15 protein-coding genes, 1 tRNA gene and 1 pseudogene are annotated in these 14,506 nt (G+C 67.9%); 9 read left to right on the top strand and 8 right to left on the bottom strand.

Annotated elements, in window-relative coordinates:
• Positions 1-50 precede the first annotated feature (50 nt).
• On the top strand, positions 51-656 hold the full coding sequence (locus QPR87_RS17830; protein WP_285050663.1) for a DUF6778 family protein: 606 nt from the start codon (positions 51-53) through the stop codon (positions 654-656).
• Between the two features lie 84 nt (positions 657-740).
• Complete coding sequence (gene zapE, locus QPR87_RS17825) at positions 741-1,847, top strand: cell division protein ZapE (RefSeq protein WP_011748278.1); 1,107 nt, start codon at positions 741-743, stop codon at positions 1,845-1,847.
• A gap of 17 nt (positions 1,848-1,864) precedes the next feature.
• Here the strand turns inward: zapE and QPR87_RS17820 are convergent, their stop codons facing one another.
• Both QPR87_RS17820 and accD read right to left on the bottom strand, forming a co-directional pair.
• Positions 1,865-3,133, bottom strand: coding sequence for a bifunctional folylpolyglutamate synthase/dihydrofolate synthase (locus QPR87_RS17820; protein WP_104494180.1), 1,269 nt, complete (start codon positions 3,131-3,133; stop codon positions 1,865-1,867).
• A 16-nt stretch (positions 3,134-3,149) separates the two neighbouring features.
• Positions 3,150-4,091, bottom strand: a complete 942-nt coding sequence (gene accD / locus QPR87_RS17815; RefSeq protein ID WP_011748276.1) for an acetyl-CoA carboxylase, carboxyltransferase subunit beta — start codon at positions 4,089-4,091, stop codon at positions 3,150-3,152.
• Positions 4,092-4,203: 112 nt separating this feature from the next.
• Between accD and cls the strand changes: the two genes are divergently transcribed.
• The 5 genes from cls (at position 4,204) to QPR87_RS17790 (ending at position 8,952) form a co-directional block, all read left to right on the top strand.
• Positions 4,204-5,607, top strand: a complete 1,404-nt coding sequence (cls, locus tag QPR87_RS17810; RefSeq protein WP_285050662.1) for a cardiolipin synthase — start codon at positions 4,204-4,206, stop codon at positions 5,605-5,607.
• An 11-nt stretch (positions 5,608-5,618) separates the two neighbouring features.
• Positions 5,619-5,942: a 4a-hydroxytetrahydrobiopterin dehydratase gene (locus QPR87_RS17805; protein ID WP_285050661.1), complete on the top strand. Its 324-nt coding sequence runs from the start codon at positions 5,619-5,621 to the stop codon at positions 5,940-5,942.
• Between the two features lie 78 nt (positions 5,943-6,020).
• Positions 6,021-7,754, top strand: coding sequence for a dihydroxy-acid dehydratase (ilvD, locus tag QPR87_RS17800; RefSeq protein WP_011748273.1), 1,734 nt, complete (start codon positions 6,021-6,023; stop codon positions 7,752-7,754).
• Between the two features lie 11 nt (positions 7,755-7,765).
• Positions 7,766-8,551 (top strand): DUF6478 family protein, encoded by a 786-nt coding sequence (locus QPR87_RS17795; protein ID WP_285050660.1) that lies wholly within the window; start codon positions 7,766-7,768, stop codon positions 8,549-8,551.
• Between the two features lie 14 nt (positions 8,552-8,565).
• Positions 8,566-8,952 carry a hypothetical protein gene (locus QPR87_RS17790; RefSeq protein WP_285050659.1) on the top strand — a complete coding sequence of 129 codons (387 nt, stop codon included), beginning with the start codon at positions 8,566-8,568 and terminating at the stop codon, positions 8,950-8,952.
• A gap of 15 nt (positions 8,953-8,967) precedes the next feature.
• Here the strand turns inward: QPR87_RS17790 and QPR87_RS17785 are convergent, their stop codons facing one another.
• Together QPR87_RS17785 and QPR87_RS17780 are read right to left on the bottom strand one after the other, a co-directional pair.
• Entirely contained in the window at positions 8,968-9,687 is a 720-nt protein-coding gene (locus QPR87_RS17785) for a GNAT family N-acetyltransferase (RefSeq protein ID WP_285050658.1), read from the bottom strand.
• Positions 9,684-10,424 (bottom strand): competence/damage-inducible protein A, encoded by a 741-nt coding sequence (locus QPR87_RS17780; protein WP_285050657.1) that lies wholly within the window; start codon positions 10,422-10,424, stop codon positions 9,684-9,686. Before QPR87_RS17780 ends, QPR87_RS17785 begins: the two co-directional genes overlap by 4 nt.
• A 113-nt stretch (positions 10,425-10,537) precedes the next feature.
• Here QPR87_RS17780 and map point away from each other — a divergent pair, with 113 nt between their 5' ends.
• Positions 10,538-11,341 (top strand): type I methionyl aminopeptidase, encoded by an 804-nt coding sequence (map, locus tag QPR87_RS17775; protein ID WP_041529914.1) that lies wholly within the window; start codon positions 10,538-10,540, stop codon positions 11,339-11,341.
• A 165-nt stretch (positions 11,342-11,506) separates the two neighbouring features.
• Here map and QPR87_RS17770 read toward each other — a convergent pair whose 3' ends face one another.
• Entirely contained in the window at positions 11,507-12,526 is a 1,020-nt protein-coding gene (locus tag QPR87_RS17770; RefSeq protein ID WP_285050656.1) for a LacI family DNA-binding transcriptional regulator, read from the bottom strand.
• 98 nt (positions 12,527-12,624) lie between these two features.
• On the opposite strand from QPR87_RS17770, the gene QPR87_RS17765 reads away from it, so the two are divergent.
• Positions 12,625-12,701: transfer RNA gene (locus QPR87_RS17765), tRNA-Arg, on the top strand.
• A 238-nt stretch (positions 12,702-12,939) separates the two neighbouring features.
• Here QPR87_RS17765 and QPR87_RS17760 read toward each other — a convergent pair.
• From QPR87_RS17760 to QPR87_RS17750, 3 genes and pseudogenes are all read right to left on the bottom strand, one after another.
• Complete coding sequence (locus tag QPR87_RS17760; protein WP_285050655.1) at positions 12,940-13,251, bottom strand: phage protein Gp36 family protein; 312 nt, start codon at positions 13,249-13,251, stop codon at positions 12,940-12,942.
• Positions 13,252-13,254: 3 nt separating this feature from the next.
• On the bottom strand, positions 13,255-13,554 hold the full coding sequence (locus tag QPR87_RS17755) for an HI1506-related protein (RefSeq protein ID WP_285050654.1): 300 nt from the start codon (positions 13,552-13,554) through the stop codon (positions 13,255-13,257).
• A 387-nt stretch (positions 13,555-13,941) separates the two neighbouring features.
• Positions 13,942-14,367: pseudogene (locus QPR87_RS17750) on the bottom strand (Mu-like prophage major head subunit gpT family protein).
• Positions 14,368-14,506: the final 139 nt, after the last annotated feature.

Below are 14,506 nucleotides of genomic sequence, written 5' to 3'. Positions count from 1 at the left end.
GGCCGGCCTGCGGCCGGTATTCCATTCATCTGTTAACGAGGAACCACCCCATGTTGAAACCCGCGCTTCTGGCGCTTGGCCTGGCCCTTGGCCTTGCAGGCTGTGCCACCACCTGGGAAACCACCTATCAGCAGCTTGATGCGGCGCAGACCGCCGGCTGGCGCGTCGCCGCGGTCGAGGTCGCCGTCCCCGACGCCCTGACCACCAGCGAGGCGAACAACTATATCCCCGATTTCGACATCGTCTGGCATGGCGAGCCCGCCGGCGACCGCCGTGCCCAGGTGGCCGCCATCCTCAGGGAGGGTATCGAAAAGGGCGCCGCCGGGCTGAACGGCAAGACCGGCGTGCGCATCGTCGCGACCGTCAGCCAGTTCCACGCCATCACCCCGGTGGTGCGCGAGCGGTTGCAGAATTCGGGCGTGCACAACATCCGATATACCGTGCAGGTCTTCGACGCACGCAGCGGTGCCGCCCTGAGCCAGCCGCAGCTCATCAAGGCCGAATTCCCCGCCCTTGTCGGCAAGGCCGGCGACGAGGCCGAGGCCAGGGGCCTGACCCAGCGCGTGCAGATCGTGAACCAGATCGCGGCCGTGACGCAGAACTGGCTGGGCCGCGGCGCCGATCCGCGCGGCAGCTTCCAGCGGCGCGGCCGCTGATCCCGAAGCGGATAGCAGAGGAAATTCGTGGGAATTGCCGGACCGGCCCTTGCGGGCCGGTCCTTTCTTTGGCAGGGGGCAGGTATGGTAAGCGTATCCGAACTCTATGATGCCCGCGTGGCCGCGGGCCTGCTGGCCCCCGATGCGGCGCAGCGCGGCGTGCTGCCGGTGCTGGACCGGCTGGTGCGGGAACTGACGGCCGTCCCCGAGCCCGCGCCGCAGAAGAACGGCTGGCTGTCGCGGCTGCGCGGCTCGGCGCCTGCGCCCGTGCGGGCGGCAAGGGGCATCTATCTGTGGGGCGGGGTCGGCCGCGGCAAGTCCATGCTGATGGATCTGGTGATGGAGGCCGCGCCGGTCGCGGTCAAGCGCCGGGTTCATTTCCACGAATTCATGCAGGAGATACAGGCCGCGCTGGAGGGCGTGCGCAAGACCGGCCAGCAGGATGCCGTCCGCCCCGTCGCCAAGGCGGTGGCGCAGCATGCGCAGCTTTTGTGCTTCGACGAGATGCAGATCACCGATATCGCCGATGCGATGATCGTCGGCCGGCTGTTCCAGGTATTGTTCGAAGAGGGCGTGACCATCGTCACCACCTCGAACCGGGTGCCCGAGGATCTGTACAAGAACGGCCTCAACCGCCAGCTTTTCCTGCCCTTCATCGCGCAGATCCGCGAGAAGCTGGAGGTGGTGGAACTGGCCAGCGCCACTGACCACCGCCAGAACCGCGACGAGGGCGGGCAGGTGTGGTTCATCCCCGCCGATGCACCGGCGCGAGAGCAGATGGATGCGTTGTGGCGGGCCGAGACCGGCGGCGCGGCCGCCTTGCCCCTGCTGCTGGAAGTCAAGGGCCGCAAGGTCGAGATCCCGCAGCATGTCGGTCGCATCGGGCGGGCGAGCTTCTGGGATCTTTGCGGCAAGCCCTTGGGTCCGGCCGATTATCTGGCCATCGCCGAGGCGCTGGACCTGCTGTTCATCGACGCCATCCCGCGCCTGTCGCAGTCGAACTACAACGAGGCCAAGCGCTTCGTGACCCTGGTCGACGCGCTTTACGAAGCCAAGGTCCGGTTGGTCGCCAGCGCGGCCGACGAGCCCGAGCGGCTCTATGCCGAGGGCGAGGGGGCGTTCGAATTCGAGCGCACCGCCAGCCGGTTGCGCGAGATGCGCGACGCCGATTGGGGCCGGGGCGGGGCTTAGGCGGGATTCAACCGGGCCTAGCCGTTCTGGCGCAGCACCTGCCCGGCGAGATAGAGCGAGCCGCAGATCAGGATGCGCGCCCCGGGCTGGTCGGCGGCGAGGCGCTGCACGGCGGCCAGCGCGTCCGGGGCGGTTCCAGCCGCAAGCCCGACCGAGGCAGCGGCGGCCGCGGTGTCCTCGGCCGGCAGGGTGTTCGGCTCGCCCGGGATCGCCACGGCGGTCAGGCTTTGCGCGACGCCGGCCAGCGGCCGCATGTAGCCCGCGACATCCTTGGTGTTCAGCATGCCGCAGACCAGATGCGTCGGTTTCCTTGCCATGGCCGACAGCGTCGCCGCCACCGCCTCGCCGCCCGCCGGGTTGTGGCCGCCGTCCAGCCACAGCTCGCAAGCCCCCGCCGCCTCGACCAGCGGGCCGCGGGTCAGGCGCTGCATGCGGGCGGGCCACTCCGCCTCGATCACCGCGGCGCGAGCCTCGATGCGGCCGAAGCCCAACTCGCGCAGCGCGGCGATGGCGGTGCCGGCGTTCACGATCTGATGCGGACCGGGCAGCACCGGCAGGGGCAGGTCCATCAGCCCGTGCTCGTCCTGATAGATCAGGCTGTCGCCCTCGCGCCGGCTGTCCCAGTCCTGCCGGGCGATGCGCAGCGGCGCGAACAGGCGCTCGGCCTTTTGCTCGATCGCCTCGCGGGCGACGGGCTCTTGCGGCCCGACGATGCAGGGCACGCGGCGCTTGAGGATCCCGGCCTTTTCGCCGGCGATCTCGGCCAGCGTCTCGCCCAGATATTGCGTGTGGTCGATGCTGATCGGGGTGATGACGGTCAGCGCCGGATCGTCGATCACATTGGTCGCGTCCAGCCTGCCGCCAAGGCCCACCTCCAGCAGCGTGTAATCCGCCGGTATGCGCGAAAAGGCCAGGAAGGCCGCCGCCGTGGTGATCTCGAAGAAGGTGATCGGCGCGCCGCCGTTCGCGGCCTCGCATTCCTCCAGCGCGGCAGCCAGGTCGGGCTCGGCGATCAGCTCGCCGGCCAGCCGGATGCGTTCATGGAACTGCGCCAGATGCGGCGAGGTATAGGCATGGACCCGCTTGCCCGCCGATTCGAGCCCGGCCCGGATCATCGCCTGGGTCGAGCCCTTGCCGTTGGTCCCGGCGATATGGATCACGGGCGGGATGCGACGCTGAGGGTCGCCCAAGGCGGCAAGGATGCGATGCATCCGGTCCAGCGACAGGTCGATGACCTTGGGATGCAGCTGCATGAGCCGCGCGAGAATGGCGTCGGAAGAGGTCATCGCGATGCCGTCCGGCTCAGGCGGATGTGCTGTCGGCCGGGGTCTCGTCGGCTTCGGACCGGGCGGTTGCGGTCGGACCCGGCGCGGGCAGGTCGCCGGCCACCGGCGCGGGCAGGCCCCCCAGCATGCGCAGGATCGAGACGAGTTCCTCGCGCAGTTTCTTGCGATGCGTCACCCGGTCCAGCATGCCGTGTTCCAGCAGGTATTCGGCGCGCTGGAAGCCCTCGGGCAGCTTTTCGCGGATGGTCTGCTCGATCACGCGCGGGCCGGCAAAGCAGATCAGCGCGTTCGGCTCGGAAATCTGGATGTCGCCCAGCATGGCATAGCTGGCGGTCACGCCCCCGGTGGTCGGATGGGTCAGCACGACGATATAGGGCAGCCGCGCCTCTTTCAGCATCTCGACGGCGACGGTGGTGCGGGGCATCTGCATCAGCGACAGGATGCCCTCCTGCATGCGCGCGCCGCCGGCGGCCGAGAACAGCACCAGCGGGCGCTTGAGCTTCACCGCGCGCTCGGCCGCGGCGATGATGGCGTTGCCGACATACATGCCCATCGAGCCGCCCATGAAGGAAAAATCCTGCGCGGCGGCGACGATTGGGGTGCGGCCGATCTCGCCCTCGGCGACCAGCATCGCCTCTTTCTCGCCGGTGGATTTCTGCGCCGCCTTCATGCGGTCGGGATATTTCTTCTGGTCGCGAAAGCCCAAGGGGTCGGCGACCGGCTCGGGCACCTTGACCTCGTTGAAGACGCCGCCGTCGAACAGCGCGGCAAAGCGCTGCCGGGGGCTGATCGCCAGGTGATGGTCGCAATTCGTGCAGACGTTCAGGTTGTCCGACAACTCGCGGTGGAACAGCATGGTCCCGCATTCCGGGCATTTCGTCCACAGGTTCTCGGGCACCTCGCGGCGCGAGAACAGCGAATTGATGCGCGGACGGACATAGTTGGTGATCCAGTTCATCGGCGGCCCCCTGCGCTGCGTTCAGGGGCTCAGATATGCAAAGCGGTGCCGAATTGCAATTCCACGCTGTCCGGGCTTTCATGGCGGCATGTGGACCGAAGCGCTTGTGTTCATGCATTACGCAGCCGCGCTGGCCGTTTCGGCCCGCGTGCTGCTGCGTCCGCGGCTTGAGCCGACGGTTCGCCTGTCCTGGATCCTGGTGATCGAGCTGGTGCCGCTGGTCGGCATCCTGGCCTATGTGCTGTTCGGCGAGATCCGCATGCGCGGCGCCGAGGTCGAGACCATGGCCAATGTCCGCTCGCGCCTGTCCGGCCTGTGGCAGCCCAGCCCCGAAGAGCTGAAGATGCTGCCGGATTTCGCCGCGCCCGTCATCAAGGCGAATCACGCCACGACCGGCTTTGCCGCCGTTGCCGGCAACCGCGCCGCGCTGCTGCCCGAGGACGACAGCGCCATCACTGCCCTGGTCGAGGCCATCGACGGCGCGACCGAGCATGTCCACATGCTGTTCTATATCTGGCTGGACGATGCCTCGGGCCGCGCCGTGGCCGATGCCGCGATCCGTGCCGCCGGACGCGGCGTCAAGGTGCGGGCGATCATCGACGCCTTCGGCTCGCGCGCCTTCGGCCGCTCGGAACCCTGGGCGCGGATGAAGGCGGCGGGCGTGGAATGCGTCGAGGCGCTGCCGCTGAGCATCCCGGTGATCGGCGGGCTTTTCCAGCGCATGGACCTGCGCAATCACCGCAAGATCGTGGTGATCGACCATGTGCTGGGCTTTACCGGCAGCCGCAACTGCTCGGACCGCGCCTTTGCGATCAAGCCGCGCTATGCGCCCTGGATCGACGTCTTCCTGGCCATCGAGGGGCCGGTGGTGCGCCAGATGCAGGCGGTCTTCCTGCAGGACTGGATGAGCTATACGGGCGAGGATCTGGGCGAGATGCTGCGCATGACCCGTCCCGTCACCGCCCCGGGCGAGGTGGCGCAGGTCGTCGCCACCGGCCCGGACGAACGCCTGGGCTCGCTGTCGGATTGCATGGCGACGATGATCCATGCGGCGCGCGAGCGGCTGGTCATCACCACGCCCTATTACGTCCCCGACGCCTCGCTTGATTCGGCGATCCGCACGGCGGCGCGGCGGGGCGTGGACGTGACCGTGATCCTGCCCCAGCGCAACGATTCGCTGGTGGTGCAGGCCACCTCCGAGGGGTTCTATTACGGGCTGGTCTCGGCCGGGGTGAAGCTGATGCTGTTCAAGGACGGCCTGCTGCATTCCAAGATCATCACCGTGGACGGGCGCATGGCGATGCTGGGCAGCGCCAACATGGATCGCCGCAGCTTCGAGCTGAACTACGAGATGAACATGCTGTTTCTGGGCGGCGACGTCACCGAGCGGCTGGACGAACGCCAGCAGGGCTATATCGGCCGCGCCCGCCCGATCCATCTGGACGAGATCCGGGGCTGGTCGGTCCTGCGGCGGCTGCGCAACAACCTTCTGGCGCTGGCGGCGCCGATCCTGTGACGGAGGAAGCGATGACGGACCTGGACAGGGAAAGGATCGTGGACGGCGCCCCGGCGCTTTCCGCGGAGGAATTGCAGGCGGCGCTGGCCGGCCTGCCCGGCTGGCAACTGGCCGGGGACGGCAAGTCGATTTGTCGCGAATGGCGTTTCAAGAATTTCAAGCAGGCGGCGCAACTGGCCAACCTGGCCGCCTGGCAGGCCGAGGCCGCCGGGCATCATCCCGATATCGCCTTTGGCTGGGGCCATGCCCGCGTCAGCTATTCCACCCATTCGGCGGGCGGCGTGAGCCGAAACGACCTGATCATGGCCGCCCGGCTGGACGCCGCGACGGGCTGAGGGCCGGGCGCCCGGGACGCAGCCTCTTGCCCCGGGTGCGGGCTGGGCCTATCCAGAATTCAGCCGGAGGATGCAGCCATGAAAAACAGCCGCTTCGACAAGTCGTCCCTGCCCAGCCGCCATGTGACCGAAGGGCCGGCCCGCGCGCCGCATCGCAGCTATTTCTATGCCATGGGGATATCGGAGGAAGAAATCCATTCCCCCTGGGTGGGCGTCGCCACCTGCTGGAACGAGGCCGCGCCCTGCAACATCGCGCTGGCCCGACAGGCGCAATCGGTCAAGCAGGGCGTCAAGAAGGGTGGCGGCTGCCCGCGCGAATTCACCACCATCACCGTCACCGACGGCATTGCCATGGGACATGAGGGGATGCGCTCCAGTCTCGCCTCGCGCGATGCCATCGCCGATACGGTCGAGCTGACCATGCGCGGGCATTGCTACGACGCGCTGGTCGGGCTGGCGGGCTGCGACAAGTCGCTGCCGGGCATGATGATGGCCATGGTGCGGCTGAACGTGCCCAGCGTCTTCATCTATGGCGGCTCGATCCTGCCGGGCAAGCTCAACGGCCGCGACGTGGTGGTGCAGGACGTGTTCGAGGCGGTGGGCCAGCACGCGGCCGGCAACATGTCCGATGCCGAGCTGGAGATCCTGGAGCGCGTGGCCTGCCCCTCGGCCGGGGCCTGCGGCGGGCAATATACCGCGAACACCATGGCTTGCGTGTCGGAAGCCATCGGGCTGGCGCTGATGAACAGCTCGGGCGCGCCGGCGCCTTACGAATCGCGCGACCAGTATGGGCTGGCCTCGGGCGAGGCGGTGATGGCGCTGATCGAAAGGAACATCCGTGCCCGCGACGTGGTGACGCGCAAATCGCTGGAAAACGCGGCGCGGGTGGTGGCCTGCACCGGCGGCTCGACCAATGCCGGGTTGCACCTGCCCGCCATCGCGCATGAGGCGGGGATCGAATTCGACCTGTTCGACGTCTGCGAGATCTTCCGCGACACGCCCTATTTCGTGAACCTGCGCCCGGGCGGCGATTACGTCGCCAAGGACTTGTTCGAGGCCGGGGGCGTCCCGGTCGTCATGCGCGAATTGCGCCGCGCCGGGCTGATCCACGAGGATTGCCTGACCGCCTCGGGCCGCAGCATGGGCGAGGAGCTGGACCTGGTCAAGCGCGAGGCCGACGGCAAGGTGATCCATCCGGTGACGGCGCCGCTGTCCAGGACCGGCGGCGTGGTCGGGCTGCGCGGCAACCTGGCGCCCGACGGCGCCATCGTGAAGGTCGCGGGAATGGCGCCCGAGCACCAGGTCTTTACCGGCCCCGCCCGGGTCTTCGAATGCGAGGAAGAGGCGTTCGAGGCCGTCGCCCGCCGCGATTACAGCGAGGGCTGCGTGATCGTCATCCGAAACGAGGGGCCGGCCGGCGGCCCCGGCATGCGCGAGATGCTGGCGACCACGGCGGCGCTGTCGGGGCAGGGCATGGGCAAGAAGGTGGCGCTGATCACCGACGGGCGGTTCTCGGGCGCGACGCGCGGCTTCTGCGTCGGCCATGTCGGTCCCGAGGCGGCGCATGGCGGCCCCATCGCCCTGCTGCGAGACGGCGACATGATCACCATCGACGCGATCAGGGGCGAGATCTCGGTGGCGCTGCCGGACGAGGAACTGACGCGGCGCCGCGCCGCATGGGCGGGACCGCGCAAGACCGACTATGCCTCGGGCGCGCTGTGGAAATACGCCCAGTTGGTCGGCAAGGCGCGCTATGGCGCGGTCACCCATCCGGGCGCGGCGGCCGAAACCCATGTCTATATGGATCAGTGACAGGCGGACGCATGGCAATACGCCCTCGCAAATGGCTTGAACGCAAGGCCCGGGAACGGGTGGCGCGACAATGGACGGCGCTGGCCAGGGGGGTCGAGACGCTGGCCCCCGCCCGCCTGCGCAACTTGCGCGACGAGGCGCTGGGCCTGCGCGGCGATCTCGACCGTTTCCTGGTCGGCACCGACCGTCGTGCGGCGCGTTCGCGCGCGGCGCTGGACGTGCTGCACCTGCCGGGCGGCACCGACTGGCGCTGGCGCCCCGGGCTCATGGCCGGGCGGATCTCGCCCCGCGGCCTGGCCGGTCCCGAAAACGGCGACCGGCTGGGCGACGGCACCGCGGTCTGGCACGACTGCCCCGAACGCGCGCTGATCCTGGAACAGCTGGCCAGCACCGGCGCGACCGACCTGTCGCCCTTTGCCGTGCGGCTGGAGGTGTTCGGCTTTGCCGGCAGCTTCCTGTCGCTGTCCGTCGACCTGCCGGCCAGCGCCTTGCAGGGCCTGACCCGCAGCCATGTCCTGCGGCTGGAAACCGGCATCCTGGCCGAGCGTGCGCTGAACGTCTATGCGCGGCTGAACATCGGCCACGGCCCGAATATCGACGATCTGACAGAGCAGTTGCACGGTTTGGAACCGGGCCTTTGCAGCCAGCAGGTGATCGAGTTCGACCTGGCCTATACCCAGATGAACGAGAAGCGGCTGGAAAAGATCTGGCTGGACCTGATCTTCGAAGCGCCCCGGATGAACGCGGTCGAGATTCGCGAGCTGTTCTTCTCGCGCCATCTGCGGGCCGAGTTCTGAGCAAGGATTTTCCCATGAACGATTTCGAATCCCTCGGGCTGAAGGGCGGCATCTGGCAAGGGGTGCTCCATCGCGATGCCCCGCCCGGCCGGCTGGTGCTGGTGCATATGGGCAGCCGGCTGGCCGAGGCTTGCGCGACCCCCGAGCCCGAGGGCGGCTGGGCCGTCGACGTCGCCATCCCGGCCGAGCGGCTGTCGGACGGGGTGCAAAGCTTCTTGCTGCTCGAGGATCGGGGCGCCGAGGGCGAGCCGCCCCATCCCGGCGCCCGGCATCTGGCCAGCCTGACGCTGGTGGCGGGCGCGCTTCTGGACGGCGACCTGCATGCCGAGCTGAGCCTGATGCGCAGCGAACTGGAGTTGCTCAAGAAGGAGTTGCGCCGCCTGGCCGCCGAACCGGGCTGAGCGCCTTGCCCGGGATCAGTCCTTGCTCCAATAGCCGTATCCGCCCAGTTCGGCGAAGCCCAGCCGGTCATAGACCGCGCGGGCGCCGGTATTGGCGCGACTGACCGCCAGCGCCAACCGCGTGGCGCCCTGCTCCTCGGCCCAAGCCGCCGCCATGCGGATCAGCCAGCCCGCCACGCCCTGCCGGCGCAGCGCGGGCACCACCTCGATGGCGTGGATCATGGCGACCGGCCCGTCCAGCGCCACGAAGGCCGCACCCGCCGCCCGGTCCTGCACCCGCCCCAGCAATCCGGTCTTGGGCAGGCAGGCGCGCTCCATCACCTCTTGCCGGGCTGCCGAGACATTGCCGTCGCTCCAGATGTCGCGCTGCATGGCCAGCGGCGGCCAGATGGCAAAGGCGGTCAGCGGCGGGACGGGCAGGGCGGTCAGCCGGGCGCAATCGGCGGCCAGGATCGCGGTCGGCGTGCCGTGGCGAAAGCCCTGCGCCGCCAGTGCCTGCGACAGCGCGGCATCGTCGTCGGCGACGCGGAACATGGGCCGCTCGTTCCAACTGCGCTGGACGGCCTCGGCGCGGGCGATGTCGGCCTCGCTCCAATCCGGCCGCGTGGCCCGGGCCGAACTGACGCGACCGCCGCCGCCCCGGCCGCGGCCGACCAGGAAACCGCCCGCCTGGGCATATTCGGCGGCGGGCCAGGTGGACTCGAAGGCGCGGGCGATATCGGGATCGGCAATCACAGGGCCAGCCTTTCGCGCAGGGCGGTCATGGCATCGGTGACGCGCTTGCCGTCAAGCCCCCGGATCACCAGGCTGGTGCCGTAGCGCTGTCCGCGCTGGAAGGGATAGGAGCCCAGCGACAGGTCGGGAAAATCGTCGGCAACCGCCCGCAACTCGTCGGCCACGTCGGATTCCGGGCGCAGCACCTCCAGCGCCTCGCTGACCGAGGGGCGCCCAGTGGGCAATTGCGGCACGACCGCCTCGACCATGGCGCGGAACACTTCGGGCACGCCGGCCATGACATAGGTGTTGCCGATATGGAAACCCGGGGCGGCGGAATGGGCGTTGGGGATCAGCGCCGCGCCCAGCGGGATGCGGGCCATGCGCAGCCGGTTGCCGGTGACCTTGACGCCGCGCGCCTGCCAGCGCTCGACCATGACACGGCGGGCCTCCTCGTTGATCTCGATGCCGACGCCGAAGGCTGCGGCCACCGCATCGGCGGTGATGTCGTCATGCGTCGGCCCGATGCCCCCGCTGGTGAACAGCATGTCCCAGGCGCCGCCCAGCGATTTGTCCAGCGCCCTGATCGAGGCGGAGATCTGGTCGTGGTCGTCGCCGACGATGCGCACCTCGCGCAGGTCGACGCCGATGCTGTTGAGGACCTGCGACAGGTAATGGGCATTGCCCTCGCGCGTGCGGCCCGAAAGGATCTCGTCCCCGATGACGAGGATGGCTGCGGTGGGATTGTCGGATTGCATCGGCGCGTTCCCCTGGCGATCTGCTGCGGTTCCGAATGTATAGGTCCGCGCGAGGGGCTGGAACAAGTGGCGCCATGGGACTATCTGTGGGGGCAGACCAGCACGAGGACGCCATGAACGACGCACGCCAGACCCGCGAGGGGATCCGCATCCACGACCCGCAGGACTTCCAGGGCATGCGGGCGGCTGGTCTGATCGCGGCGCAGATCCTGGACGAGGTCGGTCCGCTGGTGCAGCCCGGCGCCACCACGGGCGGCCTGGACGATTTCATCCGCGGCCGGGTCGAGGAACTGGGCGTCACCAGCGCCACCATCGGCTATCGCGGCTATCAGCATGCCAGCTGCATCAGCGTGAACCATGTCGTCTGCCACGGCATTCCGGGCGACAAGATCCTGACCGACGGCGACATCCTGAACATCGACGTGACGGTGATCGCGGACGGTTGGTTCGGCGACAGCTCGCGCATGTATGTGGCGGGCAAGCCCAGCGTCAAGGCGCGGCGGCTGATCCAGGTCACCCATGACGCGCTGATGCGCGGCATCGAGGCCGTCCGTCCCGGCGCCACCTTCGGCGACATCGGCTGGGCCATCCAGTCCTATGTGGAATCGAACCGCATGTCGGTGGTGCGCGACTTCTGCGGCCACGGCCTCGGACGCACCTTCCACGCGCCGCCGAACGTCCTGCATTTCGGCCGCCCCGGCAAGGGCCCGGTGCTGGAGGAGGGCATGTTCTTCACCATCGAGCCCATGGTGAACCTTGGCCGCCCCGAGACCAAGATCCTTGCCGACGACTGGACGGCGGTGACGCGCGACAAGTCGCTCTCGGCCCAGTTCGAGCATTCGATCGGCGTGACGGCGGATGGCTGCGAGATCTTCACGCCCTCGCCCAAGGGCCTGTTCTTCCCCGATTTGGGCTGACTTCCCGGCTTCTTCGTTCCCCAAATACTCATGCGACCGTGCAATCGTCGCCGCCGCATGAGTATTTGGGGAACGAAGAAAACGCAGGCCGTCGCGCGCGGGCCCACCCAGCGCCTGTTTCACCGTTTGGCAAATACTCATGCAACGCCGCCCGCAGGCGCGGCGTCAATGCTTGCGGATGGTCTCTCCCGGCATGATCGTCGGTGCAAGCGCGATGATGCCGCTTTCGGGCCGCGGCTCCTTGCCTGCGACGAGGCGGGCGGCGCGCCGGCCGATGTCGATGCGCCGGGCGTCGGTTGTGGTCAGCCGCATCGGCAGCCCGTCCAGCAACTCGACGCCGTTGAAGCCGGCCAGTCCCAGCCTGCCGGGAATGTCGTAGCCTTTCTCCATGCACCACAGAAGCCCGCCGGCCCCGATCATGTCGTTGGAGAAATACAGGAAGTCCAGGTCCGGCTCGCGGGCCAGGATGCGCTCGGTCATCTCGCGCCCCTTCAGCAGCGACGATCCGCCCTGGTAATATTCCCGCGCCGCCAGTTGCAGCCCATGCTCGCCCAGCCGTTCCTCGAAGCCGGCCAGTCGTTTGCGGGCGCGGTGATCCTCGGGCATATGGGTGCCGATGAAGCCGATGCGGCGATAGCCGGCGGCGAGGATCTCGTCGGCCATTTCGGCGCCGGCCCGGCGATGCGAGATGCCGACGGCGGTATCGATGGGCTCGCCGTCCACATCCATGATCTCGACCACCGGTAGGCCGGCATTGTCCAGCATGGCCCGTGCCGCCCGGCTATGCTCCAGCCCGGCCAGGATCACCCCCGAGGGCCGCCAGCTGAGCATGTCGTAAAGCACCGTGTCCTCGCGCGAGGGGCTGTAATTCGTCACCCCCACCACGGGTTGCAGCCCGGTGTCGTCGAGTTCGGCCGAGATGCCGCCCAGTACGTCGGGAAACACCATGTTCGACAGCGACGGGATGACCACGGCGACCAGGTTCACGCGCTGGCTGGCCAGCCCGCCGGCGATCTTGTTCGGGACATAGCCGAGCGTGCGTGCGGCGGTCAGCACTTTCTCGCGCGTGGCGGCCGAGACATCGCCCCGGTTGCGCAGCACGCGGCTGACGGTCATCTCGGATACGCCCGATGCTTCGGACACATCGCGCAATGTCAGGGGGCGGCGGGATCTTTTCGTGTTCATCGCAACTACCGGGACGCAATCATGTTACCGTTATCTTTTATGCCCGGTCGCGGCAAGCTTGCCATTTCTTCGGCCAGAGGGCAAAAGAGGCGCCGAGCGGCCCCGTGGCTCAACTGGATAGAGCAGCCCCCTCCTAAGGGGCAGGTTGCAGGTTCAAGTCCTGCCGGGGCCACCATGGTTCTTCCCTTCAAGTGAGTTGGGCACTGGCATGTCACCCGAGCCCCCAGCAAGTCTGGAGGCGCGAGAGGCTATTCACCCGGCACTATGGTTCGTATCATTGATCCGATCGGCTTCGGATGTAGCGTGACGCTAATTTTTGCAGGGCCTGACAGGAATATTTGCAGCACACAAAACTGGATCGAACTGAGTTTACAGCAGTCGCTCAATGCGTGATGCGCCTACCATCAAGAAGTTCAGCCGTTGGAATCGACCGCACTGAATGCGCTATCTGATACAAACTCGCCTTCGACAGATGTCGCGAGATAGCGTGGCCCCCAGTTAAGCTCTGCGTAGAACCGGCCCTCTGAACCGCGCCGGGTTTGCAGGTCCGCCAGGGGGCGCTTGACCACCTTGGCGATGTAGCCGTTGATCTCGGCCGTGGCGTCGACCAGCGCCCGCTGGAGGCGCGTATCGGACGGCTCGCCGCTGTGCTCGAAATCCGTCAGGAGTTCGAGGTCGCGAGCCGGGATCACCTCCTTCAGCTGGTCGAGGGACGTATAGGGCATCGGTCAGTCCTGGCCGGCCTTGCGGACGGTGAACTGCGGATCGCCCTGAAGCAGAGCGAGATCGTGAGCCGTGAGTTCACCGCCTCGAACCGGGGTTTCGCCCCTGGGCCAGCGCCGACCTGCGCGACGGCGCCCGTCTTCGCGGTGGTAGGTGACGATCCAGTCGACCTCCGACACGGCGAGGTCCAGGCCGACAAAAACGACGTCGGTGCCTTTCGAGATGATCGGCGCTGTTGACCCTGCCGCCTCGGCGATCATCGCCGCGAGCGAGGTGGCGCCGCCGCTGGCCAGCAGTTCGGCCATGGAGCGCGACGCTTCGCCCTGGTGAGCAGCGGCCGGATCACCAGCTGCTGAAGATTATCGTCGGCGGGGAGGTCCGACCCATCCTCCCCGCCGGTTTGCCCCTGCACATCATCTGCAGGGGCCTGGCTCGGGGCATCGGCAGCTTGCTGCGCTGTTTCAGCCCCCTCGGTATTCTCGGATGCCGTGGCGGCATCGGGCTTTCCAGCCTCCTTTTCGGGCACAGCCTCTTCGACCGGAGCCTTGATGATATCGGCCTCGGGTTTCACGGCGACCTTCTCCTCGGCAGCCGGTTTCGTGGTGGTCCGTGCGGGTTTCCGCGCCATGATGGCCTCCTGTCAGCTTATCGATGAGGGCGCGCGAAACGCCCCCACGGGAAGATGACCGCCGTCAGATCAGGGTGAGCCGGTTCTCGACATGAAGGGTCGCCGTGCCCTTCCACACGTTGGTCGCACCGGCGGCGTTGCGTTCGGCGTTCAGCAGTTCCAGGCCAGTCTCTTCGAGCGTGCCCGGCACGATCAGCAGCTTCGGCTTCAGGTTCAGCTTGCGCCCCCGGTGGCCGCGCATCGTGGTCATCGCCGCCCTGGCGGCGGCGTAGTTCTGCGCGGTCAGGGGTTGGCGTGAGGCGTAGATAAGCTGTCAGGCCCCGAACCCGGCCGCGCAACGGCGCTTGGCGCCCCAGACAAATTCGTCCTGGAAGAAGACGTTGTCGTCGTTCAGGTTGGTTTTCGGCGCGATCTTCGGCTTTTCGCGATCCTGGAAGATCATCGGCTTGATCGAGCGGGTACCGGATGGCCCGGGCAGGAACCCCTTCATCGTCCTCTTTGCATTCTCGGGACGATTCTTTTGTTGTTGTTTCTGCGTTTGCTGAGGAAATGGGGCTGGTCGGGCGTGTTTGGTGTGGTTCGGCGCGCTGGGTGATTGCTGGGCCGGGGGCTTGGCGTGCTGGGTCTGT

The sequence above is a fragment of the Paracoccus sp. SSJ genome, from assembly GCF_030234105.1.
Classification (GTDB): Bacteria; Pseudomonadota; Alphaproteobacteria; order Rhodobacterales; family Rhodobacteraceae; genus Paracoccus; species Paracoccus denitrificans.
The sequence above is the reverse complement of the archived record's forward strand: the minus strand, read 5'-3'. Positions and strand labels throughout refer to the sequence as shown.